This is a genomic window from Kineosporia succinea (genome assembly GCF_030811555.1).
In the GTDB taxonomy this organism is placed as follows: Bacteria; Actinomycetota; Actinomycetes; order Actinomycetales; family Kineosporiaceae; genus Kineosporia; species Kineosporia succinea.
The window spans coordinates 4,447,418-4,473,441 of record NZ_JAUSQZ010000001.1 but is presented as its reverse complement, the minus strand read 5'-3'; the positions used below and the strand labels follow the sequence as shown (position 1 = coordinate 4,473,441).

The following is a 26,024-nucleotide window of genomic DNA, read 5'->3' as shown; positions in this document are numbered from 1 at the left end:
GAGCGGGACCGGACCCGGACGCCGGAGCCGACCGGCGCGTCCCCACTTGTGGACGGTGAGCCCTACCAGCGACGTTTCGACTGCCCCGAGATGGTGTGCGGCGGCAGCGCGGTGTCGTCGGCGAGATCGGGCAGGTCGATCTCGCGGGTGACGTCGGTCGCGGCGACCCAGTCGGTGCGCAGCCCCTCGCCGATCGCCGGCTCCCAGCTGATCTCCACCGCGTCACGCGTCCAGGCCGTGGCGGTGGCGGGCACGGTGCGGTTGATGCCGTGGTGCCAGCGGATGACGGCCACCACGGGCAGCCCCTCGCCCTTCTCGAGGCGATGGACGGCGCCGTGCGGAGTGGCACGGCGAATGCGAGGCACGCTGGGCATGACTCTCTCCAGTTTCAGCAGAACAAACCCGACAATTCGAACCTCGACCCGAACTCAACCGTAGCGTTTGTCGAACACATGTTCGAGTGCAGTAAGCGTGCCGGTTAGGCATTCACCCGAACGGGCGAGCGTGACGCAAAGTCACCCAACGGCCTCACAGCAGACGCTTAGCCAGGATCCAAGAACGCCCCAGCGGCGGCCGACATCGTTGCCGTCATGACCGCGATCGAGACGACGGCAGGCCCTGGCGAGGTCACCCGACCGAACCCGGCCGGCCGGCCCTACAGCAATCAGCCCGTGCCCGTGCCCGCCCTGGACGTCGTCGTCCCGGTCTACAACGAGGAGGCGGGCCTCGAGCCGTGCATCGAGCGGCTGCACGCCTACCTCAGCGCCCACTTCCCCTACCGCTTCCGCATCACCGTCGCCGACAACGCGAGCGTCGACTCCACCTTCGACATCGCGACGCAGCTGGCGGCCCGCTACCGCGAGGTGGAGGCCGTGCACCTGGAGCAGAAGGGCCGCGGCCGGGCGCTGCGGGCCGTCTGGAGCGCCTCCGACGCCACCGTGCTGGCCTACATGGACGTCGACCTCTCCACCGACCTCACCGCCCTCCTCCCCCTCGTCGCCCCGCTGCTGTCGGGGCACTCCGAGCTGGCCATCGGCTCCCGGCTGGCCCGCGGCTCGCGGGTGGTGCGCGGGGCCAAGCGCGAGGTGATCTCGCGCTGCTACAACCTGATCCTGCGCGGCACCCTGGCCGCCGGGTTCACCGACGCCCAGTGCGGTTTCAAGGCGATCCGGGGCGACGTGGCCAAGCGCCTGCTGCCCCTGGTCGAGGACACCGGCTGGTTCTTCGACACCGAGCTGCTGGTGCTCGCCGAGCGCAGCGGCCTGCGCATCCACGAGGTGCCGGTGGACTGGGTGGACGACCCGGACAGCCGCGTCGACATCGTCGCCACCGCCACCGCCGATCTCAAGGGTGTGGCCCGCGTGGCCAGGGCTCTGACCTCGGGCGAGCTGCCGCTGGCCGACATCCGGGCCGAGCTGCGCCCCGCCCGCACCGGCGAGACCGGCCGGGCGCTCGACCCCGACGGGGTGCCGCCGGGCCTGACCGGGCAGCTCATCCGCTTCGCCACCGTCGGGCTGGTCAGCACCCTGGCCTACGTGGTGCTCTACGCCCTGCTGCGCGACGGGATCGGCGCCCAGGCGGCCAATCTCGTGGCCCTGCTGGTCACCACGGTCGGCAACACCGCGGCCAACCGCAGCCTGACGTTCGGCGTGCACGGCCCGCACCGCTGGTGGCGTCACCAGTTCCAGGGCCTGGCCGTGTTCGCGCTCACCCTGCTGCTGACCAGCGGGGCGCTGGCGCTCATGGGGTCTGCCGGCTCGGTGCACCACGTCGTCGAGGTCGTCGTGCTGGTGCTGGCCAGTCTGCTCGCCACCGCACTGCGTTTCACCCTGCTGCGGACCTGGGTCTTCCGGGCCCACCGCTGAGTGCTCGCCCCTCACCCGCAGTCATGTTTTTGGCACTTGTCCCACCCGTCCGGATACGGTGCTTCTCTCTGATCGTTTGAGTAAGGAGACCGGCCGGGTGGGCACGCGGGATCTCGAGCAGGCACGCATCCTGGAAGAACGCTTCGCCGAGCAGGCCGACAGCGGCGCGGCCGGCGAAGCGCTGACCGCCATCGACGAGGCGATCGCCATCCGTCGCGACGACGGCAGTGACGACGCCGAGGCGCTGAACGCGCTGGCGAACGCCCTCTACAGCCGCAGCCTGGTGCTCGCGGCGACCGGACAGGCCGACGAGGCGCTGGTGGCCATCACCGAGGCCACCGGCATCTGGCGGCAGGTGGCCGAGAAGGACGCGGCGCTGGGCATGCCGAACCTGGCACTGGCGCTGACGGCGATGTCCGACCAGCAGGCCGCCGCCGGTGACGACGCGGCCGCGCTGGCGGCCGTCGACGAGGCGGTGAAGATCTACACGCTCCTGCAGGACGTGGTTCCCGAGGTGGCCATGCTGCCGACCGCGAGCGCGCTGGGCGGGCTGGCCACGATCCGGTTCCGGATGGGCGACGAGGCCGGGGCGCTGGAGGCGATGACCGAGGCCGTCACCACGGTGCGCCAGCTCGCGGCGAACGATCCGGAGCCGCACCGCGACCCGCTCGCCGTGGCGCTCAACAACCTGGCCACACTGCAGGTGCGGTCCGGTGAGATCGCTTCTGCGGTGGTCACTCTCGAGGAGGTGGCCTCGATCGTCAGCACGCTGGCCGACGGGGACGCCGAGACCTATCGCCCGGTGCTCGAGACCGTGCTGACCAACCTGGAGCAGGCCCGGGCGCACGCCTCGACGGTGGTCGCTTCCTAGGAGTTCCCGGGGGCCGGGGACTTTCGCCGGCTCCCGGCCGTCCGGGCCGATCCCGACCCGTTCCGGGCCGGGAGCTCTCGCGGGCTCCCGGCCTGCGCGCGGGTCACCGCCGGGGCGCGTTCTCGCCCAGGTAGTCGGCCAGTTCGGGCAGCGAGACCAGCCCGTCGCCGTCGGCGTCGATGACCGTCACCGCGTGCTGGGCCATCTCGTCGCTGACCTCGCTGCCCAGGGCGGTCATCAGGTTCTTCAGCTCGACGGCCGTGATCAGCCCGTCACCGTCGGCGTCGATCAGATCGAAAGTGGCCTTGTAGTCGACGTTCTCAGTCATACCGTATCCGTCCGTGGGTGGGCCGGTATCTGCCGGTTCGCGGTGACCGTACCGTGACCTTGATCAGTGCGCCAGAGCGGTCACACCGGCCCGAGCAGGAACGACAGCGTGACCGCACCGTTGACCTGGACCGGCTCGGTGTTGCTGAGGTCGATCTCGGGGCGGGGTTCGGCACCGCCCCCGGCCCGGCCGCGCGCCATGAGCCCGGACCGGGCCGCGTAGACCCCGCCGGTGCCCGGGTCGCTGACGGTGAGCACCTGCACCACCCGCAGGCCGAGCGCAGCCGCGTAGTCGTCGGCGACCTCCCGGGCGTCGGCGATCGCGTCGACCCGGGCCCGGCGCCGCAGCTCGCGCAGGTTGCTGACCTGCCACTGCAGGTGGTTGATCTCGAGGTGCTCGCCGTCGAGCACGCTCTCGACGAGTTTCGGCAGCACGGTGAGGTCTTCGACCCGGGCCGCCAGATCGCTCCAGACCTGGTGCCGGGTGCGCCGTTCCTTGCCGCCCTCCCACGACGTCACCGAGCCCACCGTGTAGGTGACGCCGAGCTCGTCGAGCAGCGCGCGGGCGCCGGCCAGGGTGGTGGCGAACGTGTCGGTCGCGGCCCTCGCCGACGACTCGGCGGCGCGCACCCGCAGCGACAGGCGCACCCGGTCGGGGGCGGCCTCCACGGTCGCGTTGCCGGAGACGGTCGCGACGATGTCGCGGGGCTCACGGGCAGTGCCTGAGGACGTGCTGGTCGGGTCGGTCACGGAGCCTCCCGGTCTCGTGATGGCGGCCACCGGACCAGGTCGGCCACGGCGCCCTCGGGTTTCGTGTTCTCAGCGACCGGTCGGGCCCCGGCCGTTCGCGGACCTGCCCGGTCTCCTGTTCGCGGCCACCGGCCCGGCCGTTCGCGGACCAGCCCGGTCTCGTGTTCACGGCCACCGGCCCGGCCGTTCGCGGACCTGCCCGGTCTCCTGTTCACGCCCACCGGCCCGGCCGTTCGCGGACCAGCCCGGTCTCCTGTTCACGCCCACCGGCCCGGCCGTTCGCGGACCAGCCCGGTCTCCTGTTCACGCCCACCGGCCCGGCCGTTCGCGGACCAGCGCCCCGCCCCGGATCGCGGCGGGCTGCCCAGGCTCTGTCCCAGGCCGGGTCCCAGGCTCTTCCCGGAGCCATGCCCCGGGCCGGGTCCCACGCTCTGCCCCAGGCCGGGTCCCAGACTCTGCCCCAGGCCGGGTTCCCAGGCTCTGCCCCAGGCCGGGCCCCAGGCCGGCTCCCGGGCCGGCACCTAGGCCGGGTCGGCCGCGATCTGCTGCTGCAGCTTGTCGAGCTTCTCGCCGTAGATGCGCCGGATGCCACCGGGCGCGAAAGTGCGCTCGAAGAAGCCCTTCACACCGCCGGCGCCCTGCCAGGTGACCTGCACGGTGACCCGGCTGCCCCCGGGGGCGGCCGCGACGTCCCACAGCACCCGCAGCGTGGACTTCGTGTCGGACTCCAGCAGCTGCTGACCGGCCGGGGGCTCGGTGACGACGGCCTCGACGTGGCGCGTGCGCTTCTTGGTGGCGTGCAGGTCGTAGGTGATGTGCGTGCCCTCGCCGGTGCCGCCGGCGGTGACCTGGTAGCCGGTGAACTGCTCCGGGAGCACCTTCGGCCGCATGATCGTGTAGTCGGCCAGCGCGTCGAAGGTGGCGTCGGGCGGAGCCACGAAGGTGCGCTCCAGAACGACCGAGATCTCGCTCACGTGTGGGGGTCCCATCTCTGCACTGCATCGCCGCCCGATCTGGGCTGCTCGCAACTGTATGGGCTACCTACGACAACTTCAGCCCGACACCCGGTACTGCGCCGGGCTCACGCCCCGCACCCGCTTGAACGCGGCGCTCAGGGCGAACGGGGTGCTGTAGCCCACCTGCCGGGCCACCGCGGCGAGCGTCAGGTCGGGCGAGCGCAGCAGGTCGGCGGCCAGGGTCAGGCGCCAGTTGGTCAGGAAGGTCATCGGCGGCTCCCCCACCAGCTCGCGGAAGCGCCGGGCGAGACCGGCCCGGGACACCCCGACCTCGGCCGCGAGCAGGTCGATCGTCCAGGGGCGGGTCACGTCGTCGTGCAGCAGCCGCAGCGCCGGGCCGACCACCGGGTCGCCGTGCGCCGCGTACCAGCCCGGGGCGGCCCCGTCGGGACGCGCGAACCAGGCCCGCAGCACGCTGATCAGCGTGAGGTCGAGCAGCCGGTCGAGCATGACGCTCTGGCCCGGCTCGTCTTTCACGACCTCTTCCGCCAGCAGGGCCGGCAGCGGGCTGCGCCATTCCCGCGCGGACAGCACCACCAGTTCCGGCAGGGCGTCGAGCAGCCGCCGGCTGGTCTCGCCCGGCAGCTGGTAGGTGCCGGTGACGAGCACGGTCTCGCCGTTCTCGTCGTTGCCCCAGCTGCGGGCGCCCGGCCCGGTCAGCCCCGTCAGCACGACCGGTTGCCCGTCGGGCGTGACGCAGACCTGGCCGGGCCGGATCGTGATCTGCGGCGGCGTGGACGGGTCGTCGGCCACCGTGTACGGCCGCGGCCCCCGGAACAGCGCCACGTCGCCGGCGCCCAGACGCCGCGCCCCTCCCTCGGCCGGCAGCACACAGGCCGTGCCGGCGACCACCGCGCACAGGGTCAGCGGAGCCTCGTCGGCGATGCGCATCGACCACGGCGGGGTCAGGGACGACCGCAGCAGGAACGCCTCCCGGGCCCGCGGGCCGTCGAGCAGGGCCGCCATGCCGTCCATGATCCCCAGGGTAGGCCTTGGACGGACGCGTATGCGGTTGCGCGGTCCGGCCATGGGAAACCGCGCGGCCCGGTGGCTGAATCGAGGACATGGACTCTCGCCTCACCGAAACGCTCACCGAAACGCTCACCGTCGTCACCGCCCTGGGCTGCGGCCTGGTCGCGGGGGTCTTCTTCGCCTTCTCGGGGTTCGTCCTGGCCGGGCTGGACCGGCTGCCCGGCGAGCAGGCGGGCGCGGCCATGCAGCAGATCAACGTGACCGCCGTGCGGGCTCCGCTGATGGTGGCGCTGTTCGGGACCGCGCTCGGGGCCGTACTGGTCGCGGCCCTCGCCGTCCACCGCTGGACACCGACGGCGTCCCCCTGGCTGCTGGCCGGGGCCCTGCTCTACCTGATCGGCGCGGTGGGGGTGACGATCGCCGGCAACGTGCCCCTGAACGACGCCCTGGCCGCGGGCACCCGCACCTGGGAGCAGTACCGGGGCCCCTGGACACTGGCCAACCAGGTGCGCACCCTGACCTCACTGGCCGCCGCGGGCTGCCTGACCGTCGCTCTCAGGGCCGGTTGAGAGGCCGGCCGAGCATCGTCTCCGCGTTCTCGAGCGTCCACAGCAGGAGCGGGCGCAGCAGCGTGACCAGCTCGGCCCCGAGCGGGGTGAGGCTGTACTCGACGTGCGGCGGGATCACCGGCAGGGCCTCGCGCACCACCAGACCGTCGGCCTCGAACGTCTTCAGGGTCTGCGCCAGCATCTTCTCGCTGATGCCCTCGACCGCCCGGCGCAGCTCACCCCAGCGCAGGGTGCGCCGCTCGAGCGCCACGAGCACCAGCACGCCCCACTTGCTGGTGACGTGGTCGAGCACCACGCGGCTCGGGCAGTTGGCCGGGAAGGTCCCGCCCGGAAAAATCTCGTCCAGAGCCATACCGACACTCATCGGCGCGCCACCTCCATGCTTTCCAGCGGGTCAGTACCTTACCTGGAAGTGGGTACTTCCGATCGGGAAGCCTGCAGGCAGGATGCTCATTGACCAGCAGGAAACCTGTAACCGCCGCGAGAGGAACCACCATCATGACCATCGTCGTCACCGCCGCCACCGGGCACCTCGGCCGCCTCGCGCTCGCCGAGCTCCTGCGTAAGGGCGTTCCGGCGAACGAGATCGTGGCCGGCGGCCGCAGCCTCGAGAAGCTGCAGGAGTTCGCCGACTCCGGCGTGCGTGTCCAGGTCGTCGACTACGACAGGCCCGAGACGCTGAAGGCCGCGTTCGAGGGTGCCGACCGGGTGCTGTTCATCTCCGGTGGCGAGGTCGGCCGCCGGATCCCGCAGCACAAGAACGTGATCGACGCCGCGAAGGCCGCGAACGTGGAGCTGATCGCCTACACCGGCTTCGCGAACATCGACCGCACCACCGCGAAGCTGGCCTCCGAGCACCTCGCCACCGAGGCCGCCCTGAAGGCGTCCGGCCTGCCGGTGGTGCTGCTGCGCCACGGCTGGTACCTGGAGAACTACACCGAGCAGATCCCGGGCTACCTGGAGCGCGGCGCGGTCGCCGGAGCCGCCGGCAGCGGCCGGATCAGCGCCGCCACCCGGGCCGACTTCGCCGCCGCCGACGTCGAGGCGCTGCTCAGCTCCAAGGGCGGCGAGGTCTTCGAGATGGGCGGCGACGAGTCGTTCACGCTGAGTGAGCTGGCCGCCGAGGTGAGCAGCCAGACCGGCAAGGAGGTCTCGTACCTGGACCTGCCCACCGACGACTTCCGCGCCGCTCTGGAGAGCGCCGGCCTGCCCGCGCCGTTCGCCGACGTCCTGGCCGACTGCGACCGCGCGATCCGTGACGGCGAGTTCGTCGTCGACACCGGCGACCTGTCACGTCTGCTCAACCGCCCGACCACGTCGCTGGCCGAGGCGATCAAGGCCGCACTCTGACCTGAAGATCGTCACGGGTGCGCCCTCTTCACGCCCGGCGCACCCGTGACGAACGCGTTCAGGGACGAATCAGGCCTTGACGCCGGTTTATAAAGACGCTTCACTAAAAAAATGCCAGCCACCCCGGGCCGCGCGCTCCGGCCGACCACCAAGGTCATGCCCGGTCAGGCGCGGGTCTACAACCGGTCCCTGGTGCTGCAGTCGCTCTACCGCGACGGCGCCCAGAGCCGGGCCGACCTGGCGCGCGTCACCTCGCTGACCCCCGTCACCATCGGTGCCCTGGTCAGTGAGCTGATCACCGAGGGCCTGGCGGTCGAGCTCGGCACCCGCTCCGGCGCCCGGGTCGGAAAACCGGCCACGCTCGTCGGTTTCGAGCCGTCGGCCGCCCACATCGTGAGCCTCGACCTGTCCCGCGACGTCGAGTTCCGCGGCGCCGTACTGGATCTCGCCGGCACCGTGCTGACCACCGCCACGATCCCCCGCGAGGGCCGCACCGGTCAGGCCGCCGCCCAGCTCGTCGTCGACCTGGCCACCGAACTGACCGCCGGGGCCGAGCGCCCGGTGCTGGGGATCGGCGTCGGCAGTCCCGGCGTGGTCGACCCCGAGGGCACCGTGCTCAGCGCGCCCAACCTGGGCTGGTCGGGCATGCCGCTGGCCCGGGTGCTGCACGAGGCGCTGGGCCGGCCCGTGCACGTGGTCAACGACGCGAACGCCGCCGCCCTGGCCGAGCACGGTTTCGGGGGCGCCGAGGACACCGGCGTGCTCGTGCTCACCGTCGGCATGGGCGTCGGCGCGGGCATCCTGCTCGACGGCGCCCTGGTGCGCGGCGACCGGTTCGCCGCCGGTGAGATCGGGCACCTGATCGTCGAGGAACCCGGGCTTCCCTGCGCCTGCGGGCGTTCCGGCTGCCTCGAGCGCCTCCTCGCCGTGCCCCAGCTACGCGCCCGGCTGGCCGAGCTCGACACCGCACAGCAGCAGGAGGTGCTGGCGAAAGCCGGTACCAGCCTGGGCATCGCACTCGCTCCCGTGATCAGCACGCTCGACCTCGGCGAGGTCGTGCTCACCGGCCCGCCCGACCTGCTCGGCGGGGCTCTCCTCGAGGCGGCCACCACGGCGATCCGGCGGCGTGTGCTGCCGGTCGTCGGGCAGGCCCTCGTGATCCGCCTGTCCACCCTCCACGAGAACAGCATCCTGCTCGGGGCCTCCGTGCTCGTGCTCTCCGGCGAGCTCGGCGTCTCCTAGAAAGAACCAACCAGGTCCCACAGCACCATCCAGCGGAACGGCGCAGTGCCGTCCCGTCGATCCCGCGCATCTCTCTACAGCTCCAATGGAGGAACTCGTGAAGATCCGTGCACTGGCCGCGGTGGGCGTCGCCACCGCTCTCGTCCTGTCGGCCTGCGGTGGTGGCAGCGACAGTGACGACACCGCAGGCGGTTCCGGCGAGGCCGGGACCGGCACGATCCGGCTCTGGCTGAACGGTGAGGACACCCCGCAGGAGCTCGTCGACTACGCCAAGGCCGAGTTCGAGAAGCAGAACCCGGGATCGAAGCTGGAGTTCGAGCGGCAGCAGTGGACCGGCATCGTGGAGAAGCTGACCACCTCGCTGTCGAGCAACGGCAGCCCGGACGTGGTGGAGCTCGGCAACACCCAGGCGCAGGCCTTCGAGGCGGCCGGCGCCCTGCTCGACATCACCGACAAGAAGGCCGACCTGGGCGGCGACGACCTGGTGCAGAGCCTGGTCGAGAGCGGCAGCTACGACGGCAAGTTCTACGGGGTGCCCTACTACGGCGGCGCCCGCATCGTGGTCTACCGCAAGGACTTCTTCAAGGACTCCGGCATCGAGATCCCCAAGAGCACGCAGGCTTTCGTGGACGCCGGGATCAAGCTGAAGCAGGACAACGCCAAGACCAAGGACTTCTCCGGCATCTACTACCCGGGCAAGTACTGGTACGCGGCCCTGCCCTTCATCTGGGACAACGGCGGTGACATCGCGGCCAAGGAGGGTGACGCCTGGGTCGGCAAGCTCTCCAGCCCGGGGTCGATCGCGGGTCTGACCACCGTGAAGACCATCATGGACTCCGCCAGCGCCGCCCCCAAGGACGCCGACGAGTCGAAGGACTACCTGGACTTCTGCAAGGGCAAGATCGGCATGCTGATGGGCCCGGGCTGGAAGGTCGGCCAGATCATCAACGAGGACGACGGCTGCCCCAAGCTGGAGAAGGACATCGGCGCGTTCGCCCTGCCGGGCCAGGCCGAGGGCACCCTCGCCCCGTCGTTCCTGGGCGGCTCGAACCTGGCGATCTCGGCCAAGTCCGAGCACCCGGAGCTGGCCTACAGCCTGCTGAAGATCATGGCCGGCGACGGTTACCAGACCAAGCTGGCCGACCTGGGCCTGCTTCCGGTGAAGAAGACGCTGCTGGACCAGGTCGGCGGCAGCGAGGCCGCGACCGCGCAGGCCGAGGCCGCCGCCAACAGCCGGTTCACGCCGGCCAGCGAGAACTGGGCCGGGGTCGAGGCCGGGTCGGTGCTGCCCGACCTGCTGGTGGCCATCGCCCAGGGCAAGGACGTCGCCACCGAGGCCAAGACCGCTGACGAGGCGATCGCGACGGCCCTGAACCAGTGAGCACTCTCCCCCCGCTGAGCCCGGCACAGGCAACCCCTGTGCCGGGCCCCAGGAAGCGACGCAACAGCCTCCTCCCCTACGGCCTCCTGCTCCCGGCCACCCTCGTACTGGCCCTGGTGCTGGGCTACCCGTTCGCCCGCCTGATCCTGCTCTCCCTGCAGAAGTTCGGCCTCAAGCAGCAGTTCGGCGCCCCACCGGACTTCGTCGGCCTGGACAACTACACGAAAATCCTGACCGACGACCAGTTCTGGCTGGTGCTCTACCGCACCGTCGGGTTCTGCGCCGCCGCCGTGGTTCTCACGATGGTGCTCGGCATGCTGGTGGCCCTGCTGATCCGCCGGGTCGGCCGGGCGATGCGCCTGGCCCTGATCGTCTCGCTGCTGCTGGCCTGGGCGATGCCGCCGCTGTCGGCCACCGTGGTCTGGCAGTGGCTGTTCGACACCCGCTACGGCCTGGTGAACTGGCTGCTGACCCAGCTCGGCGGCGACTTCCACGGCCACTCCTGGCTCACCGACCCGCTCTCGTTCTTCGGTGTCGCGCTGATCATCGTGGTCTGGATGGGCGTGCCGTTCGTGGCCTTCACCCTCTACGCCGGCCTGACCCAGGTGCCCGGCGAGGTGGTCGAGGCCGCGCAGATCGACGGGGCGAGCGCCTGGCAGCGGTTCCGCCACGTCCTGGTGCCGTTCCTGCGTCCGGTGATCCTGATCCTCACCGCCCTGTCGGTGCTCTGGGACTTCCGGGTGTTCACGCAGTTCTACGTGCTGCAGAAGGCGGGCGGCATCTCCCGCGACACCAACGTGCTCGGGGTGTACGCGTACCGGGTCGCGTTCGGGGAGAACAAGTTCGACCTGGGTGCGGCCGTCGCGGCGGTGATGGTGCTCATCACCCTGATCTTCACCGTCTTCTACCTGCGCCAGATCACCCGTCAGGAGGAGCTGTGAGCACGACCAGCCCCACCCGCCCCCGCACCGCACCGACGCGTCCAAAAGCACTGAAGCGTTCACCGTCACGTAAGCGCAAAGGTGACTGGGCCGCCAACGCCGCCGCCCTCGTCGTCGTCCTGATCATGCTCTTCCCCGTCTACTGGATGATCAACACCTCGTTCCAGCGCGGCGTCGACATCCAGAGCGACACCCCGAACTTCCTGCCCTGGCACGCGACGCTGAACAACTACCGCAAGGCGTTCGAGCAGGGTGAGTTCACCGCCGCGCTGCGCAACAGCCTCACCGTCACGCTGATCACCGTGGCCGCGGCCCTGCTGCTGGCCCTGCTGGCGGCGGTGGCCCTGACCCGGTTCCGGTTCCGCGGGCGGATCGGCTTCATCGTCACCGTGCTGATCGTGCAGATGGTGCCGGCCGAGGCGATGGTGATCTCACTGTTCAAGGTGCTCGACGGCTGGCAGCTGGTGAACACCGTGATCGGCCTGGCCCTGGTCTACCTGGTGTTCGTGCTGCCGTTCACGATCTGGACGCTGCGCGGGTTCGTGGCCGGGGTGCCGGTGGAGCTCGAGGAGGCCGCCATGGTCGACGGCTGCAGCCGCTTCCAGGCCTTTCGCCGCATCACGTTCCCGCTGATGGCGCCGGGTCTGGTGGCCACCGGCACGTTCGCGTTCATCCAGGCCTGGAACGAGTTCACGTTCGCGCTGGTGCTGATGAACAAGCCGGAGAACCAGACGCTGCCGGTCTGGCTGCAGACGTTCAACGAGGGCGCGAAGGGCACGGACTGGGGCGGCGTGATGGCCGGTTCGACGCTGATGGCGATACCCGTCATCGTGTTCTTCATGCTGGTGCAGAGCCGGATGACCGAGGGACTCGTGGCAGGAGCCGTAAAAGGATGAGTGACGTTCGCCGCCAGGCACACCGGGTTCTGATGCCGTCGTTCCACGGCACCGGGTTACCCGACTGGATGCGTGACCGCCTGCGGGAGGGGGTCGGGTCGGTCTGCCTGTTCGGCACGAACCTGACCGGTGACGACTCACAGGCCCGGGCGCTGGTGGCGGACATCCGGGCCGGCTCGCCCGAGGGCGTCCTGGTGACGCTCGACGAGGAGGGCGGCGACGTCACCCGGCTGGACGCGCGGCGGGGTGGGAGTACGGCGGGGCACGCGGTGCTGGGCGCGGTGGACGACGTCTCGCTGACGAGAGCGGTGGCGCTCTCGATCGGAAACCGGCTGCGGGACATCGGGATCGACCTCGATCTGGGCCCTGTGGCCGACGTGAACTGCGAGCCCGACAACCCGGTGATCGGGGTGCGCAGCTTCGGCGCCTCCCCCGAACTGGTCGCCCGGCACGTGGTGGCGTTCGACGAGGGACTGCACGCGGCCGGAGTCGCGGCCTGCGTCAAGCACTTTCCCGGTCACGGGGCCACGGTCACCGACTCGCACCTGGCGCTGCCACGGCTCGACATCCCCCTGTCGACCGCGCGGGAGCGGGAGCTGGTGCCGTTCGTGGCGGCCGTGCGCGCGGGGGTGCCCGCGGTGATGACGTCGCACGTGGTGCTGGCGGCGCTGGACGCCGACAACCCGGCCACGACCAGCCCTTCGGTGCTCGGCCTGTTGCGCCGGGAGCTGGGTTTCGAGGGGGTGATCGTGACCGACGCGCTGGACATGGCCGGGGTCGCGGGGCCTTACGGGGGTTCCGGGCGGGCCGCGGTGGCGGCGCTCGCGGCCGGGGCCGATCTGCTGTGCGTGGGTCCCGAGCGGGCGCCCGGTGAGATGGAGCCGGTGCTGGCCTGGATGGTGGACGACGTGGTCGCCGCCGTTTCCGACGGTCGCCTCCCGGCCGGGCGGCTCGCGGACGCGGCCGCCCGGGTCGACGCCCTGGTCGACGCGGTGCGGTCGGGGTCGTTGCCGATGACGGTCCCCCCGGCGTCGGTGCCCTCCAGCGCGGAGGTCCCCTCCGGGTACCCGCACCTGGAGGCGGCCCGGCGGGCGGTCACCGTGCGCGGTCCCCTGGCTCCGGACGGCCCGAAAGACGCTCTCGTTCTTGAGTTTCACGTCACTCCGGGGATCGCCGCGGGTGAGGTACCGTGGACACTGCCGCTCGGTCTCCTGGACGGGGCGGGCAAACGTTCTCTCTCCCCCACCGACGAGCTCGACGCCGCGCTGGCCGAGGTGGGAGAGCGGCCCCTCGTCGCTCTGGTGCGCGATGCGCACCGGCACACCTGGGTGGCCGACCGGCTCGACCGGATCGCCCGGGTGCGCCCGGACCTGATCACGATCGAGACCGGCTGGCCGGTGGCCGACGGTGAGGGCTCCCCCACCGCACTGCCCGGGGCGACGACGATATGGACCTACGGAGGATCGTCGGTGAGTCTGCGCGCAGCCGCGGAAGTTCTGGCCGGAGCAGTGGTTCCGGGGCGCACGGTGGTTCCGGGGCAGCCGGTGGCGCCGGGGCCGCGGTCGGTCGCCGGGCCCGGTGGCAGCTCGGGTGACGGCTCGGGTGACGGCTCGGTTCCCGGGAGCGCCCGGTGACCGCTCTGCTGGCCGGGCTCGACATCGGGGGCTCGAAGGTGCTGGCCGTCGCGGTCGACGTCTCGGCGCCCGGCGGGCGCGCCCGGGTGGTCGAATCGGTGCGGCTCAGCACCGGTCTCGGCCCGGAGGGCGTGGTCGACACGGCGGTGCGGGCGCTGCGGGCCCTGGCCGGGAGACTGGCGGAGAAGGCGACCCGGAGCAACGGGCACAGCGGGATACCGGCCGACGGCCACCTCGCCGAGACACCCCCGGCCAACGGCGTCCCGGCCACCCAGTCCCTGGTCAACGGCGTCCCGGCCACCCAGTCCCTGGTTGACGGCACGCCGGTCGACGAGTCTGTGGCCGGCTCTGCGGTCACGGGTCCGCAGGCCTGGCCCGCCGACTGGTTCAGCGGGGTCGGCATCGGCATCCCCGGCCTGGTCGACGCCGAGCGGGGCCGCATCACCCACGCCGTGAACCTGGGCGTCGGCACCGGTGGCCTCGACCTGGCCGACCGGCTCGGGGCCCGGCTCGACCTGCCCGTGGTGGTCGAGAACGACGTGAACGCGGCCGCTCTCGGCGCCGCGGAGCACCTGCGGCTCGGCCACGTCGACATGGCCTACCTCAGCATCGGCACCGGCATCGCGGCGGGCATCGTGCTCGACGGCGAGCTGCGCCGCGGGCCGCACGGGGCGGCCGGCGAGATCGGGCACGTACCGCTCGACCCGTCCGGTCCGTTGTGCGGGTGCGGTCAGCACGGCTGCCTGGAGTCCATGGCCTCGGGCAGCGCCATCGCCTCCCGCTGGACGTCCCGCCCGGGCAGCGAACTTCCGGCCGGGCAAGACCTTTTCGCGGCCGCGGCCGCCGGCGACCCGGCCGCGCAGAGCCTGCGCGACGAGGTGGCCGACTACCTGGCCGCCGGCACCCGCATGCTCGCGCTCACGGTCGACGTCGACCTGGTCGTGCTCGGCGGCGGTGTGGCCGAGGTCGGCGAACCGCTGCGGCAGGCCGTGGCCGGGGCGCTCGACCGGCAGGCCGCCGGGTCCGAGTTCCTGCGCGGGCTGGCGTTGTCGTCCCGCCTGTCGGTGGTGCCGGGCGAGGAGCCGGTGGCCGCGATCGGCGCGGCGCTGCTGGCCCGGGCGCCGGTGCGCACCGAAACCGCTCTGACCGCCTGAACCCCCTGCACCAGACCCGCGCCGGACTCGCACCAGAACAGGAACCCCGATGGAGATCATCGTCCTGCCCACCGCCACCGACACCGCCGTGGTGGCCGCCGACATCATCGAGCAGCTCGTCATCACCCGGCCCGCCCCGGTGCTGGGCCTGGCCACCGGCTCCACGCCCGGCCCGCTCTACGAAGAGCTGACCCGCCGGCACAAGGGCGGCCTGAGTTTCGCGCACGTGCGGGCGTTCATGCTCGACGAGTACGTGGGCCTGCCCGCCGGGCATCCCGAGCGTTACGCCGAGGTGATCCGGCGCGAGGTCACCGAACCGCTCGACATCCCGCTCGAGGCGGTGCAGGGGCCCGACGGCTCGGCCGCCGACCTGCCGGCCGAGTGCGAGCGCTACGAGCAGGCCATCACCGACGCCGGTGGCATCGACGTGCAGATCGCGGGCATCGGCTCGAACGGGCACATCGCGTTCAACGAGCCGGGCTCGGCCCTGACCTCGCTGACCCGCCCGAAAACCCTGAACGCCCGCACCCGTCACGACAACGCGCGCTTCTTCGCCTCGCTCGACGAGGTGCCGAAACACGTTCTCACGCAGGGCCTCGGCACCATCGGCCGGTCGCGTCACCTGCTGATGCTGGCCAGCGGCGAGGGCAAGGCCGACGCGGTGGCGGCGGCGGTCGAGGGGCCGCTGGCGGCGGTCTGCCCGGCATCGATCGTGCAGACGCACCGGCACGCCACGGTGCTGCTCGACGAGGCCGCCGCCTCGAAACTCGCTCTGCGCGAGTACTACGCCGACGTGTGGGCGAACCGGCCCGACTGGCAGCCCCTGTGAGGTGAGCCGCCGGACGCGTTTCTCATCCCCGACCGGCAGATCCGCGAGGTGGGGCGAGAGAATCGCCGCACCGCGCGTCCCCCGTTTCAGCCCTTGAGAAGCCCTGTGGGTGGCTGCGGGGAGGCCTGGGCGAAGTCGTCGGTGACCGGCTGCGCGCCGGCCACGAAGTTCTCCAGGTCAGTGCCCGCGAGCACGCGGGCGGCGAACACGTCGGAAGCGGTGCGCCGGGCCAGGATCCGCAGCGGCAGCGGAGCGTTACCGGCGACCAGCACCAGGTTGCCGAAACGGCGTCCCCGCAGCACCGGTGGCTGCGCGATCACCGCGGTCCCGGTGAAAACCGTCTGGGCGGTGGCCACCTGGGCCCGGGCGAAGTGCAGCCCCGGACCGTCGGCCAGGTTCGCCGCGTAGATCCCGCCCGGCCGCAGCACCCGGGCGGCCTGCTCGGCGAACTCGGCCGAGGTGAGGTGGGCGGGGATCCGGGCGCCGCTGAACACGTCCACGATCATCAGGTCGACGCTGGCGTCGGTGAGGCCGGTGAGCACCTCACGGGCGTCACCGGCCCGCACCCGCACGTTCGAGTTCTTCGGCAGCGGCAGGTGCTCGCGCACGAACTCGATCAGGGGCTCGTCGATCTCGACCACGCGCTGCCGCGAGCCGGGCCGGGTGTGCGCGATGTAGCGCGGCAGGGTCCACGCTCCCCCGCCCAGGTGCAGCACGTTCAGCGGCTGCCCGGGCTCGTCCGCGGCGTCGATGAGGAAGCCCAGCCAGCGCATGTACTCGAAGTCGAGGCGGGTCGGGTCGGCCAGGTCGACGTGTGACTGGGCCGTGCCCTCGACCAGCAGGGTGAACGAGTCGGGACGCTCGGGATCGGGCACGATCTCGGCCGTTCCCTGGGCGACCTGGACACGGGCGTGCGCGTCGAGCCGCCGCACCGGATTTCTGGATGCCACCCGTCGATGATGCCCCAGTGACCGGGGCGGGCACGACTTCAGATATGACATGGAGACATGAGCGACACCGGAACCGCCCTGCACTGCGCCAACACCCGAGCCCGCTGGACCGCCCTGGACCTGCCCGCCGGCGACCTGCCGAACGACGACGCGGTGTTCTCCCGGGTGACCAGCAGCGGCGGCGAGATCAACGTGTCCGAGCCGGTGACGGCCGGGCGGATCGAGGAACTGCTGGACGTGCCCGTGGTGGGGGCACGCAACGCGGTGTGGGACCCGTACGGGGTGGGCGGGGTGCGGGTGCCCGACGGGGTGCGGGTGGTGCCGTTGCCGGTGATGGTGCGGCCGCCCGGTCCACTGCCTTTGACGGGGGACGTGGTGGTCACCGCGGTGGGGACGCAGGCTGAGCTGGATCTCGCGGAAGAGGTGATCGTGAACGGCTTCCCGCGTCCGGAACTGCAGCCGTGGACGCCGGGCTGTCTCCTTCCCGCCCACACGCTGCACCGGCCCGGATGGCGCACCTGGCTGGCCCGGCGCGACGGGGTGCCCGGGGCGGCCGGGGTGAGCTTCGACGACGGGGCGTCGGTGGGCGCGTACTGGCTGGCGAGCCTGCCGGCGATGCGTGCGGGTGGCCTGGCCTCGGCCGTGATGACGGCGCTGGTCAACGCCCGTCCCGGGCTGCCCTCGGTGCTGGTGGCGACGCCGGCCGGTCAGGCCCTGTACGAACGGCTCGGGTACCGGACGGTGTCGTCGGGTTGCTGGTACATGCGGGGACGGTGAACTGCGGCCGATCCGGCGTCGCATCGGGCATGATGGCTGACCGTGGTGACGAGAAGTGCGGCGATGCTGGTCTACCGGTTCGACCCGAACGGCGATCTCGAGGTGCTGATCGCCCACATGGGCGGGCCCCTGTGGGCGCACAAGGAGGATCACGCCTGGTCGATCCCCAAGGGCCTGTTCGAGCCCGGTGAAGACGCGCTGACCGCGGCCCGCCGGGAGTTCCACGAGGAAATGGGCTCGCCCGCGCCGCAGGGCCCGTACCTGGAACTGGGTGACACGAAAACCTCGAGCGGCAAGGTGATCACGACGTTCGCGGTGCACGGCGACCACGACGTCAGCACGTTCTCGAGCAACCTGTTCGACATGGAGTGGCCGCGCGGCTCGGGGCAGATCCAGCAGTTCCCGGAGATGGACCGGGCCGGCTGGTTCGACCTCGAGACCGCGGCGACCAAGCTGGTCAAGAGCCAGGGCGCGATCCTGGCGGCGCTGACCGAGGAGCTGCGGCGTCAGGTCGCTCCCTAGAACTGCGCCCTTCCCCGCAGGTGGCGGGGCCGGTCGTCCGGGTCGTAGATCGTCCGGTAGATCGGCTCCGCCCACAGCCGGGTGAGGCGACCGACCGGTTCGGGAGTGTGCACCCGGGCGTGGCCGGGTGGCCGCGGACCGCTGCCGTCCCAGCTGTCCAGATCTTTCGCCCGACGTGCCCACAGATCGAAGGCGCGCACCGGGTCGAGAAGCTCCGCGTCGTCCTCGGTCGTGCCCAGGTGTTCGGCCCACAGACGCAACCGCAGGTCGCGGGCCAGCCGCCGGGCTCCGGAGCCGTCCCCGGAGAGGTCGCGCGGCTCGCGCTCGTCGCGCTCCGGATCGATCACGGCGCAGGTGAGCTCACTGTCGTTGGTCCACGAGCGGCGGTTGAAGTTGTCGGAGCCGCAGGTGGTCCAGACGTCGTCGACCACGCAGACCTTGGCGTGCACGTAGATCGGAACGCCCTCGCGGTTCTCCAGGTCGTACACCGCGAAGCGTTCCGGCGCGGCCTCTTTCAGCACCCGGACGGCCTCGATCTGCCCCAGGCGGTTCGAGGCCGTGTTCTGGTCGGGGTAGCGCGGCACCACGACGATCACCCGCAGTTCCGGCGACCGGCGCAGTGCGTCGGCGATCCCCTCGGCCACCACGCGCGACCAGAGGTACTGGTCTTCCACGTAGATCAGGCTCCGGGCCCGCCGGAACGCCTTCTCGTAGGCCCGGGCCACGCTGCGCTCCCCGTTCTCGGCGAACGGGTAGCGCGGGCGTTTGGCCCCGTAGGTGCGAAGGATCTGCACCGCGTGACGGCCCGAGGCCTGCGGGTCGGGAAACGACTCGGGCAGCTTCTTCGGGTGACGCGGCATCCGGGCCCGGCGCTGCACGAGCATCCGGTAGGGCGTGCGGCGGTCCAGGGCCGTCGGGTCGTCCCAGCGTTCGATGAAGGTGCGCAGCAGGTCGCCCACCACCGGACCGCGCAGTTCCAGCGCCGCGTCGTGCCAGGGGGCGCGGCCCTGATACCGCTCGTCCATCGGGGCCTGCTGGGGGTCGCCCCGGTGCTCGGCGTCGTCGCGGCGCGAGTAGCACAGGTCGATACCGCCGACGAAGGCCACGTCGCGGTCGGGCCGGCCCTGATGCCGGATCACGAAGAGCTTCTGGTGGTGCGCCCCGAACCGGCGCACCCGCTGGTCGAGCAGGACCTCGCCGCCCGCCTCGTTGATCTCCGTGCCCAGCCGCTGGTTCTCCTGGGCGCTGAAGCGCAGGCCGTCGGAGTGCGAGCGCCACAGCAGCCCGCGCACGTCCACGCCGTCGCGGGCCAGGCCGGTCAGGACCTCACCGATCGTCGGGCCGTCGTCGAGGAGCTTCTCGTCCCGGTCGCCGCGCCAGTCGGTGAAGTAGAGGCGGTCGCCCGGCCCGAGCGCGCACAGCTCCTCGTGGAGGCGCCGGAAGTAGGTGGCACCGTGGACCAGCGGACGCACCTGGTTGCCCGCGACCCAGCCACGGCCGTCGTCGTGGGGCACCCGGTCGATGTCGGTGGACGGGTTGCCACGCTCCTGCGGGGTCAGGAACCAGCTGCGGGTGGCCGGGTCTTCGGTCTCGTCCACCCCGGGCACGTCGAGATCGGGCGCGGGGTCGATGTCGGGGGCGCTCTCGCCCTCCTCGTCGACGTTCGGCAGCCCGTCGAGATCTTCGTTCGTTGCCATTTCGAACGAGCCTAGGTCGAACCGCCGGGGGCGGCCAGTCTTGATCGGGGCCGGATCGGGAACGGGCCGGATCAGGGCCGGATCAGGCCGGGCCGGGAGTCGGGCCGGGAGTCGGGCCGGATCAGGGCCGGGCCGGGGTCGGGTCGGATCCGGATCGGGTCGAATCAGGCGAGTCCGGCGGCGATCGCCCGGCGAACGGCGTCGGCCCGGTCGGAAATTCTCGCCTTGGCGAACAGGTTGTTGATGTGCGTCTTCACCGTTGCCTCACTGACGAAGAGTCTCTCGGCGATTCCGCGGTTCGAGAGGCCCTGGCCGATGAGGGCGAACACCTCGCGTTCGCGCGGGGTGAGGTCGGCTTCGACGATCTGCTGGGCCTGCTGCGCGTTCGGGGTCTGCTGGGTTTCCGGGGCTTCCTGGGCTTTTCGGGTCTGCTGGCGGACGCTGGCCAGCAGTCGGTCCTGAACGGTCCGGTCGAGCACGGACTGGCCCGCGGCGGCCGCGCGGATCGCTCGGGTGATGTCCTGCCGGCCCGCGTTCTTGGTCAGGTACCCCCGGGCTCCGGCCGACAGCGCCGCCAGGATCGACTCGTCGTCGGCGAACGTCGTCAGCACGACCACGGCGACGTCCGGATGCTCGTCGCTCAGGCGGCGTGTGGCCTCGATGCCGTCGGTCCCGGGCATGCGCAGGTCCATGAGCACGACGTCGACCGTCTGCTCGCGGGCCACCGTCAGCACCTCGGCCCCGTCGGAAACCGCTGCCACCACGTCGATGTCGTCGGCCAGGTCGAGCACGGCGGCCAGCGGCTCGCGCACCGCCGCCTGGTCGTCGGCAACGACCACGCGGATGGGGCTCATGAGGCCACCCCCGTCGCCGGCCGGGGCCGGGCGTCCAGCCGACGGCTCACGCCGGTTTCGTGGCTCACGTCGGTTCTGTGGCTCACGCCGGTTCTGTGGCTCACGTCGGCTCTGTGGCTCACGTCGGTTCTGTGGCTCACGCCGGTTCTGTGGCTCACGTCGGCTCTGTGGCTCACGTCGGTCACACCCGTCCTGCTGCTCATGCCGGCACCTCCGCCTCGACCCGCCAGCCACCCGCGTCCGGTCCCTCGGTGACCGGCCCGGCCGTGATCGTCCCCCGCAGCAGGGCCACCCGTTCCCGCATCCCGACGAGCCCCATCCCGCTGCCCGTGCCGTTCGTGACGGCGCGGGTCGCCGGGGCGTTGGTGACCCGCAGCCGCACGTGCTGCGGCCGGTGGTCGAGTTCGACGTGCACGGGCCCTCCCGGGGCGTGACGGGCGGCGTTGGTCAGGGACTCCTGGGCGATCCGGAGCAGGTTCTGCACGACCGCCGCGGGCACCTCGCGGGCCTCGCCGGTGATCGTGAGGACGTCGTGGTGGCCGGAGGAGTCGAGCATGGCGGTGAGGGTGTCGGTGAGGGGCAGAACGTCCTCGCGCAGCGCGTGAACCGTCCACTGCGCTTGCTGCAAGCTGTCTTTCACCAGGCTGTGGGCCTTGGCGTTGGCCGCGCGCACCCGTTCCAGGTCGCCGGTCTCGAGCAGGGCGTCGGCCAGTTCCAGCTGCATGTTCACCCCGGCGAGCGAGTGGGCGAGCACGTCGTGCACGTCCCGGGCGATGCGGGCGCGTTCGGCCAGGAGCGCGGAACGGGCCTCGGCCTGCGCGGCCCGCTCGGCCGAGCGGGCCGCTTCGAGGGTGGAGATCACGGCCTGGCGCTGTGAGCGGTTGACCATGCCGATCAGCACCGGCAGGCCGGTGGTGAGGCCGACGATCCAGGGGGTGGTGCGGTGGTCGCCGGGCCCGAACCCGGTGACGAGCACGAGAACGCTGAGGGTGCTGATCAGGGCGGCGATCGTGGCGGCCGGGCGGGTTCTCAGGCGCAGCCCCGCGTGACCGGCCAGGAAGAAGGCGAACAGGTAGGCGGTGCCCTCCTCGGCGGAGGCGATCAGGGCGGCCGAGGCGAGGGCCGCGACCGTCAGCCAGACGGTCGCGACGCGGTCGGGCAGGAACCGGGCGGGCAGGTGGCGGGCCAGCAGGAGCAGGCAGTTCAGCGGGAGCAGGAGCGCGGTGGCCAGGGCCCAGCCGGAGGTCCCGAGCGGGCGGACCGTGACCAGGGCACTGGCGCAGACCGCGAGGGTGGCCGCCCACTGCAGGTTCGCGTTCGCCTGCCAGGGGGACGGTGCCGGTGTGCTCGCGTTCTCGAGTCGTGGCACCGGCACGCCCAGACCATAACCCACGGCTCAGAGCGCCGGTTCGAGCACCCGCTGCGGCTGCGCGGACCGCACCAGCTGCGCCCGCACCGCGATCGTGGCCAGCCGGGTGACCACCTCGGTCAGCGCCATCAGCACGAACGCCGCCACCCAGGCCTGGTCGCTGGTGATGGTGTGCTCGATGCTGAAGCGGGTGATGGTGTCCGCGCCGCCGTGCTCGCTCCACAGCTGGAATCCCATACGGGCACCCATACCCAGCACCCACAGCACCGCGGCGACCGCTCCGGCCTTGATCAGGACGTGCTCGCCGACCCGGCGCACCCGGGTGTAGATGCCGCCGGCGATGCCGAGCGCGGCGCCGATCGAGACCAGCACCGCGACGAGCACCAGGTCGTTGCCCTCGGTCGGGACCGCGGTCAGGTACTGGTGGGCGAAGAAGCTGACGATGCCCAGCGGGAGCAGGAAGGAGACCAGGTCGAGCCGGCTCTCGCGCAGCTGCCGGAAGACGATGAGGAGGAGGGCGATGTCGGTGATCCACTCGGTCGTTGTCATGCCTCAATGCTGCTGTTCCGCCCGTTCCGGCACCTGCACCCAGGGGTGGAGATCAGGGTGGAGACGACCGAGGGCCCGGCTCCACCCTGCGGCGGAACCGGGCCCTCGAACAGAACAGCGGGATCAGACCGCTTCGGCCTCTTTCAGCGTGACCTCGACCTTGGCGTCGGCCTCGTCGACCGCCACCGTGACCAGCTCGGCCACCACACCGGCGGACTTCAGGTCGCCGATCACGGCCTGCACGGCCGTGATCCGCGCCGTGGTGTCGGAGACGACGACCTTCTCCACCTCGGAACGCACCGACTTCTTGGCGTCGGACTTGGCCTTGCGGATCTGCCGGAGCACGTCGGCCGCGACCACCAGCACCGAGGCGTCGGCGGAGGTCGGCTCGTCGGAACCCTTCAGCAGGTCACGCACCTCGACCGGCGTCGGCCACGACGAACGGTGCACCGAGCCGGTGGTGAAACCGGGCAGCGGCTGGCCGTTCTCGGTGCGGGCCAGGGCCCACGCCTCCTCGGTGACGTACGGCAGGAACGGGGCCAGCAGACGCAGCACCGTGGAAACCGCCGTGCGCAGCGTGGTCTGGGCCGAGACCGCACCCTCACCCTCGCCGTAGGCCCGGTCTTTGACCAGCTCGAGGTAGTCGTCGCAGAACTGCCAGAAGAACTCTTCGGTCAGCTTCAGCGCCCGCGAGTAGTCGTAGGCCTCGAACGCCTTCGTGGCCTCTTCGACCAGCGCGACGAGCTGCGTGAGCAGAGCCTCGTCGACCGGCTCGACGATGGCGCCCTCGGCCGCGCCGCCCTCGGAACCGAAGCCCAGCGCGAACTTCGAGGCGTTGATGACCTTCAGCGCCAGGCGCCGGCCGATCTTCATCTGGCCCGGGTCGAACGCCGTGTCGACCCCCAGGCGGGCCGAAGCCGACCAGTACCGCACCGCGTCGGCCCCGTGTGCCTCGAGCAGGTCGGTGGGGACCACCACGTTGCCCTTGGACTTGGACATCTTCTTGCGGTCGGGGTCGAGGATCCACCCGGACAGGTTGGTGTGGCTCCACGGCAGCGAACCGTGCTCGTAGTGGCTGCGGACCACGGTCGAGAACAGCCAGGTGCGGATGATGTCGTGGCCCTGCGGGCGCAGGTCCATCGGGAAGGTGCGGGCGTGCAGGTCTTCGTCTTCCGTCCACCCGGTGGCGATCTGCGGGGTCAGCGACGACGTGGCCCAGGTGTCCATGACGTCGGGGTCGCCGGTGAAACCGCCCGGCTGGTCGCGCTGCTCGGCCGTGTAACCGGTCGGGACGTGCGACGCCGGGTCGATCGGCAGCTGGTCGGCGGACGGGACGATCGGCTTCTCGTACTGCGGCTCACCGTCGGCGTCGAGCGGGTACCACAGCGGGATCGGCACCCCGAAGAAGCGCTGCCGAGAGACCAGCCAGTCGCCGTTGAGGCCCTCGACCCAGTTCTCGTAGCGGTGCCGCATGTGCTCCGGCGTCCAGTCGAGCGCCTTGCCGCGCTCGAGGAGGTCGGCCCGGATCTGCTCCGACCGGCCACCGTTGCGGATGTACCACTGACGGCTGGTGACGATCTCGAGCGGGCGGTCGCCCTTCTCGAAGAACTTGACCGGGTGCGTGATCGGCCGGGGGTCGGCGAGCAGATCGCCCGCCTCGCGGAGCATCTCGACCGTGGACTGCTGCGCCCCGAAGATCGACTTGCCGGCGATCTGCGCGAACGCCTCCTGCCCGGCCCCGGTGGACAGCCAGCCCGGCGTCTCCGAGGTGACCCGGCCCGTCTTCGTGATGATCGGACGGGTCGGCAGCTCTAGCTCCCGCCACCAGATCACGTCGGTCAGGTCGCCGAAGGTGCAGATCATCGCGATGCCCGTGCCCTTGTCGGGCTGGGCCAGGCGGTGCGCGACGATCGGGACCTCGACCCCGAAGACCGGCGTGGTGACCGTGGTGCCGAACAACGGCTGGAAACGCTCGTCGTCGGGGTGCGCCACCAGGGCGACGCAGGCGGCGAGCAGCTCGGGGCGGGTCGTGGAGATGGTGACGTACTCACCGTCGGCCCGCTGGAACCGCAGGTCGTGATAGGCGCCCGGACGCTCGCGGTCTTCCAGCTCGGCCTGCGCCACCGCGGTCTGGAACGTGGTGTCCCACAGGCTCGGCGCCTCGGACGAGTAGGCCTCGCCGCGCTCGAAGTTGCGCAGGAACGCGCGCTGGCTGACCCGCTGCGAGCGCTGCGAGACCGTGGAGTAGGTCAGCGACCAGTCGACCGAGAGGCCGAGCGTGCGCCAGAGCTGCTCGAAGACCTTCTCGTCGGTGGCGGTGAGCTGCTCGCAGAGCTCGACGAAGTTGCGGCGGCTGACGGCGACGAAGTCCTGCCGCTTGCTCGGGACCTTCGCGGGCGGGGTGAAGCTCTCCTCGTAGGGCACCGAGGGGTCGCACCGGACGCCGTAGAAGTTCTCGACCCGGCGCTCGGTGGGCAGGCCGTTGTCGTCCCACCCCATCGGGTAGAAGACCTCGCGGCCGCACATGCGCTGGTAGCGGGCGATGGTGTCGGTCTGGGTGTAGCTGAAGACGTGACCGACGTGGAGGGAGCCCGATACAGTCGGCGGAGGCGTGTCGATGGAGTAGATCTCGGAGCGCTCACGCGTACGGTCGAACCGGTACGTGCCTTCGCGCTCCCAGGTCTCGCCCCACTTGGCTTCGAGACCGTCGACGGCAGATTTCGGGCTTCCCATGCCTTCGACTCTATCGGCTCCGGGCCAGTGAGTTTTCCGCCTGTGGACAACCCCCGGCTCGTGTGAGTCAGGCACACTGGGGCGATGACGGACGAGCGCCCGGTCGTCACCGACTTGACCGATGTGTACAGGTCACTGGCCGCGCTGGTCGGGGGTCTCACCGAGGACGACGGCTGGCGCCCCACCGCACTGCCCGGCTGGAGCGTGCGCGACCTGCTCGTGCACCTGCTCGGCGACGCCCAGCGCGCCCTGGTCGCCTTCGGCACCCCGGCGCCCGGCCCGGCCGACCGCGACGCGGTGACCTACTGGGCCGGCTTCGCGCCGTCGGCTCCGGACCCGGCCCGCCGCAACCGCCAGATCCGGGTGATCCGCTCACTGGCGGTGGCCCACCCCTGGGAAGCCCTCACCGAGACGTTCGCCGAGACCACCGCGTCCGTCATCGTCCTCGCGAACCGCGGCGACCCGGCCGGGCTGCTCGGCACCCAGGGCCACACCCTGACCACCGACGACCTGATCTCCACGCTGGTCGTCGAGGCCGCCGTGCATCACCTCGACCTGCTCACCGGCCTGGACCGGCCGGGCCCGCCCGCCGGCGCCCTGCGCGTCGTGCGCGAGACGCTCGACGGGCTGCTCGGCCGCCCCCAGCCGCTCGGCTGGGACGACACCACCTATGCCCTGACCGGCACCGGCCGCCGCCCCCTGACCGACGAGGAGACCCGTCGGCTGGGCGACGACGCGAGCCGGTTCCCGCTCTTCGCGTAAGACCGTGCACGACC

The 26,024-nt window shown here is 71.6% G+C and carries 26 protein-coding genes; 14 read left to right on the top strand and 12 right to left on the bottom strand.

Annotation, left to right across the window (positions count from 1 at the left end; all coding sequences use genetic code 11):
* Positions 1-62 precede the first annotated feature (62 nt).
* Positions 63-374 carry a hypothetical protein gene (locus J2S57_RS19450; RefSeq protein ID WP_307245013.1) on the bottom strand — a complete coding sequence of 104 codons (312 nt, stop codon included), beginning with the start codon at positions 372-374 and terminating at the stop codon, positions 63-65.
* Between the two features lie 216 nt (positions 375-590).
* On the opposite strand from J2S57_RS19450, the gene J2S57_RS19445 reads away from it, so the two are divergent.
* Both J2S57_RS19445 and J2S57_RS19440 read left to right on the top strand, forming a co-directional pair.
* The gene (locus J2S57_RS19445; protein ID WP_307245010.1) at positions 591-1,865 is read left to right on the top strand and encodes a bifunctional glycosyltransferase family 2/GtrA family protein; all 1,275 of its coding nucleotides are present in this window, start codon (positions 591-593) and stop codon (positions 1,863-1,865) included.
* Between the two features lie 97 nt (positions 1,866-1,962).
* Positions 1,963-2,736: a tetratricopeptide repeat protein gene (locus tag J2S57_RS19440; RefSeq protein ID WP_307245008.1), complete on the top strand. Its 774-nt coding sequence runs from the start codon at positions 1,963-1,965 to the stop codon at positions 2,734-2,736.
* Positions 2,737-2,839: 103 nt separating this feature from the next.
* On the opposite strand, the gene J2S57_RS19435 is transcribed toward J2S57_RS19440, so the two are convergent.
* From J2S57_RS19435 to J2S57_RS19420, 4 genes are all read right to left on the bottom strand, one after another.
* On the bottom strand, positions 2,840-3,064 hold the full coding sequence (locus J2S57_RS19435; protein ID WP_307245006.1) for an EF-hand domain-containing protein: 225 nt from the start codon (positions 3,062-3,064) through the stop codon (positions 2,840-2,842).
* 80 nt (positions 3,065-3,144) lie between these two features.
* The gene (locus J2S57_RS19430; RefSeq protein ID WP_307245004.1) at positions 3,145-3,813 is read right to left on the bottom strand and encodes an SIMPL domain-containing protein; all 669 of its coding nucleotides are present in this window, start codon (positions 3,811-3,813) and stop codon (positions 3,145-3,147) included.
* Between the two features lie 521 nt (positions 3,814-4,334).
* Entirely contained in the window at positions 4,335-4,787 is a 453-nt protein-coding gene (locus J2S57_RS19425; RefSeq protein ID WP_307245002.1) for an SRPBCC family protein, read from the bottom strand.
* A gap of 78 nt (positions 4,788-4,865) precedes the next feature.
* Positions 4,866-5,804: an AraC family transcriptional regulator gene (locus J2S57_RS19420; protein ID WP_307245000.1), complete on the bottom strand. Its 939-nt coding sequence runs from the start codon at positions 5,802-5,804 to the stop codon at positions 4,866-4,868.
* An 89-nt stretch (positions 5,805-5,893) separates the two neighbouring features.
* Here J2S57_RS19420 and J2S57_RS19415 point away from each other — a divergent pair, with 89 nt between their 5' ends.
* The gene (locus J2S57_RS19415; protein WP_307244997.1) at positions 5,894-6,370 is read left to right on the top strand and encodes an anthrone oxygenase family protein; all 477 of its coding nucleotides are present in this window, start codon (positions 5,894-5,896) and stop codon (positions 6,368-6,370) included.
* Here J2S57_RS19415 and J2S57_RS19410 read toward each other — a convergent pair.
* Complete coding sequence (locus J2S57_RS19410) at positions 6,357-6,734, bottom strand: winged helix-turn-helix transcriptional regulator (protein ID WP_307244995.1); 378 nt, start codon at positions 6,732-6,734, stop codon at positions 6,357-6,359. The two genes, J2S57_RS19415 and J2S57_RS19410, sit on opposite strands and share 14 nt — an antisense overlap.
* A 134-nt stretch (positions 6,735-6,868) precedes the next feature.
* Here J2S57_RS19410 and J2S57_RS19405 point away from each other — a divergent pair, with 134 nt between their 5' ends.
* The 8 genes from J2S57_RS19405 (at position 6,869) to nagB (ending at position 15,797) form a co-directional block, all read left to right on the top strand.
* Positions 6,869-7,720 (top strand): SDR family oxidoreductase, encoded by an 852-nt coding sequence (locus J2S57_RS19405; RefSeq protein ID WP_307244993.1) that lies wholly within the window; start codon positions 6,869-6,871, stop codon positions 7,718-7,720.
* 111 nt (positions 7,721-7,831) lie between these two features.
* Positions 7,832-8,962, top strand: a complete 1,131-nt coding sequence (locus J2S57_RS19400; RefSeq protein ID WP_307244990.1) for an ROK family protein — start codon at positions 7,832-7,834, stop codon at positions 8,960-8,962.
* Positions 8,963-9,059: 97 nt separating this feature from the next.
* A complete protein-coding gene (locus tag J2S57_RS19395) occupies positions 9,060-10,343 on the top strand; it encodes an extracellular solute-binding protein (RefSeq protein WP_307244988.1) in 1,284 nt (427 codons plus the stop codon).
* Between the two features lie 38 nt (positions 10,344-10,381).
* Complete coding sequence (locus J2S57_RS19390) at positions 10,382-11,284, top strand: carbohydrate ABC transporter permease (protein WP_307244986.1); 903 nt, start codon at positions 10,382-10,384, stop codon at positions 11,282-11,284.
* Entirely contained in the window at positions 11,281-12,180 is a 900-nt protein-coding gene (locus J2S57_RS19385; RefSeq protein ID WP_307244984.1) for a carbohydrate ABC transporter permease, read from the top strand. Before J2S57_RS19390 ends, J2S57_RS19385 begins: the two co-directional genes overlap by 4 nt.
* Complete coding sequence (locus tag J2S57_RS19380; protein WP_307244982.1) at positions 12,177-13,814, top strand: glycoside hydrolase family 3 N-terminal domain-containing protein; 1,638 nt, start codon at positions 12,177-12,179, stop codon at positions 13,812-13,814. The genes J2S57_RS19385 and J2S57_RS19380 overlap by 4 nt, the downstream gene beginning before the upstream one ends.
* Complete coding sequence (locus J2S57_RS19375; RefSeq protein ID WP_307244979.1) at positions 13,811-14,968, top strand: ROK family protein; 1,158 nt, start codon at positions 13,811-13,813, stop codon at positions 14,966-14,968. The genes J2S57_RS19380 and J2S57_RS19375 overlap by 4 nt, the downstream gene beginning before the upstream one ends.
* A 49-nt stretch (positions 14,969-15,017) precedes the next feature.
* Positions 15,018-15,797: a glucosamine-6-phosphate deaminase gene (gene nagB, locus J2S57_RS19370; protein ID WP_307244976.1), complete on the top strand. Its 780-nt coding sequence runs from the start codon at positions 15,018-15,020 to the stop codon at positions 15,795-15,797.
* 86 nt (positions 15,798-15,883) lie between these two features.
* On the opposite strand, the gene J2S57_RS19365 is transcribed toward nagB, so the two are convergent.
* Positions 15,884-16,747, bottom strand: coding sequence for a spermidine synthase (locus J2S57_RS19365; RefSeq protein WP_307244974.1), 864 nt, complete (start codon positions 16,745-16,747; stop codon positions 15,884-15,886).
* A 57-nt stretch (positions 16,748-16,804) separates the two neighbouring features.
* On the opposite strand from J2S57_RS19365, the gene J2S57_RS19360 reads away from it, so the two are divergent.
* Positions 16,805-17,524: a GNAT family N-acetyltransferase gene (locus J2S57_RS19360; RefSeq protein ID WP_307244973.1), complete on the top strand. Its 720-nt coding sequence runs from the start codon at positions 16,805-16,807 to the stop codon at positions 17,522-17,524.
* Between the two features lie 42 nt (positions 17,525-17,566).
* Positions 17,567-18,046 carry an NUDIX hydrolase gene (locus J2S57_RS19355; RefSeq protein WP_307244971.1) on the top strand — a complete coding sequence of 160 codons (480 nt, stop codon included), beginning with the start codon at positions 17,567-17,569 and terminating at the stop codon, positions 18,044-18,046.
* On the opposite strand, the gene J2S57_RS19350 is transcribed toward J2S57_RS19355, so the two are convergent.
* From J2S57_RS19350 to valS, 5 genes are all read right to left on the bottom strand, one after another.
* Positions 18,043-19,743, bottom strand: a complete 1,701-nt coding sequence (locus J2S57_RS19350) for a phospholipase D family protein (RefSeq protein WP_307244969.1) — start codon at positions 19,741-19,743, stop codon at positions 18,043-18,045. The two genes, J2S57_RS19355 and J2S57_RS19350, sit on opposite strands and share 4 nt — an antisense overlap.
* Before the next feature lie 164 nt (positions 19,744-19,907).
* The gene (locus J2S57_RS19345) at positions 19,908-20,597 is read right to left on the bottom strand and encodes a response regulator transcription factor (protein ID WP_307244967.1); all 690 of its coding nucleotides are present in this window, start codon (positions 20,595-20,597) and stop codon (positions 19,908-19,910) included.
* Between the two features lie 199 nt (positions 20,598-20,796).
* The gene (locus J2S57_RS19340; RefSeq protein WP_370882678.1) at positions 20,797-21,966 is read right to left on the bottom strand and encodes a sensor histidine kinase; all 1,170 of its coding nucleotides are present in this window, start codon (positions 21,964-21,966) and stop codon (positions 20,797-20,799) included.
* A 27-nt stretch (positions 21,967-21,993) separates the two neighbouring features.
* Positions 21,994-22,515: a hypothetical protein gene (locus J2S57_RS19335; protein WP_307244963.1), complete on the bottom strand. Its 522-nt coding sequence runs from the start codon at positions 22,513-22,515 to the stop codon at positions 21,994-21,996.
* A gap of 123 nt (positions 22,516-22,638) precedes the next feature.
* Positions 22,639-25,248, bottom strand: coding sequence for a valine--tRNA ligase (gene valS / locus J2S57_RS19330; protein ID WP_307244961.1), 2,610 nt, complete (start codon positions 25,246-25,248; stop codon positions 22,639-22,641).
* Positions 25,249-25,332: 84 nt separating this feature from the next.
* On the opposite strand from valS, the gene J2S57_RS19325 reads away from it, so the two are divergent.
* Positions 25,333-26,010: a maleylpyruvate isomerase N-terminal domain-containing protein gene (locus J2S57_RS19325; RefSeq protein WP_307244958.1), complete on the top strand. Its 678-nt coding sequence runs from the start codon at positions 25,333-25,335 to the stop codon at positions 26,008-26,010.
* Positions 26,011-26,024 lie beyond the last annotated feature (14 nt).

Coding starts and splice junctions, on each gene's coding strand:
- J2S57_RS19345 (WP_307244967.1), bottom strand. CDS start 20,597: ATGAGCCCCATCCGCGTGGTCGTTGCCGACGACCAGGCGGCGGTGCGC.
- J2S57_RS19400 (WP_307244990.1), top strand. CDS start 7,832: ATGCCAGCCACCCCGGGCCGCGCGCTCCGGCCGACCACCAAGGTCATG.
- J2S57_RS19335 (WP_307244963.1), bottom strand. CDS start 22,515: ATGACAACGACCGAGTGGATCACCGACATCGCCCTCCTCCTCATCGTC.
- J2S57_RS19350 (WP_307244969.1), bottom strand. CDS start 19,743: ATGGCAACGAACGAAGATCTCGACGGGCTGCCGAACGTCGACGAGGAG.
- J2S57_RS19405 (WP_307244993.1), top strand. CDS start 6,869: ATGACCATCGTCGTCACCGCCGCCACCGGGCACCTCGGCCGCCTCGCG.
- J2S57_RS19325 (WP_307244958.1), top strand. CDS start 25,333: ATGACGGACGAGCGCCCGGTCGTCACCGACTTGACCGATGTGTACAGG.
- J2S57_RS19435 (WP_307245006.1), bottom strand. CDS start 3,064: ATGACTGAGAACGTCGACTACAAGGCCACTTTCGATCTGATCGACGCC.
- nagB (WP_307244976.1), top strand. CDS start 15,018: ATGGAGATCATCGTCCTGCCCACCGCCACCGACACCGCCGTGGTGGCC.
- J2S57_RS19450 (WP_307245013.1), bottom strand. CDS start 374: ATGCCCAGCGTGCCTCGCATTCGCCGTGCCACTCCGCACGGCGCCGTC.
- J2S57_RS19410 (WP_307244995.1), bottom strand. CDS start 6,734: ATGAGTGTCGGTATGGCTCTGGACGAGATTTTTCCGGGCGGGACCTTC.
- valS (WP_307244961.1), bottom strand. CDS start 25,248: ATGGGAAGCCCGAAATCTGCCGTCGACGGTCTCGAAGCCAAGTGGGGC.
- J2S57_RS19415 (WP_307244997.1), top strand. CDS start 5,894: ATGGACTCTCGCCTCACCGAAACGCTCACCGAAACGCTCACCGTCGTC.
- J2S57_RS19445 (WP_307245010.1), top strand. CDS start 591: ATGACCGCGATCGAGACGACGGCAGGCCCTGGCGAGGTCACCCGACCG.
- J2S57_RS19420 (WP_307245000.1), bottom strand. CDS start 5,804: ATGGACGGCATGGCGGCCCTGCTCGACGGCCCGCGGGCCCGGGAGGCG.
- J2S57_RS19360 (WP_307244973.1), top strand. CDS start 16,805: ATGAGCGACACCGGAACCGCCCTGCACTGCGCCAACACCCGAGCCCGC.
- J2S57_RS19380 (WP_307244982.1), top strand. CDS start 12,177: ATGAGTGACGTTCGCCGCCAGGCACACCGGGTTCTGATGCCGTCGTTC.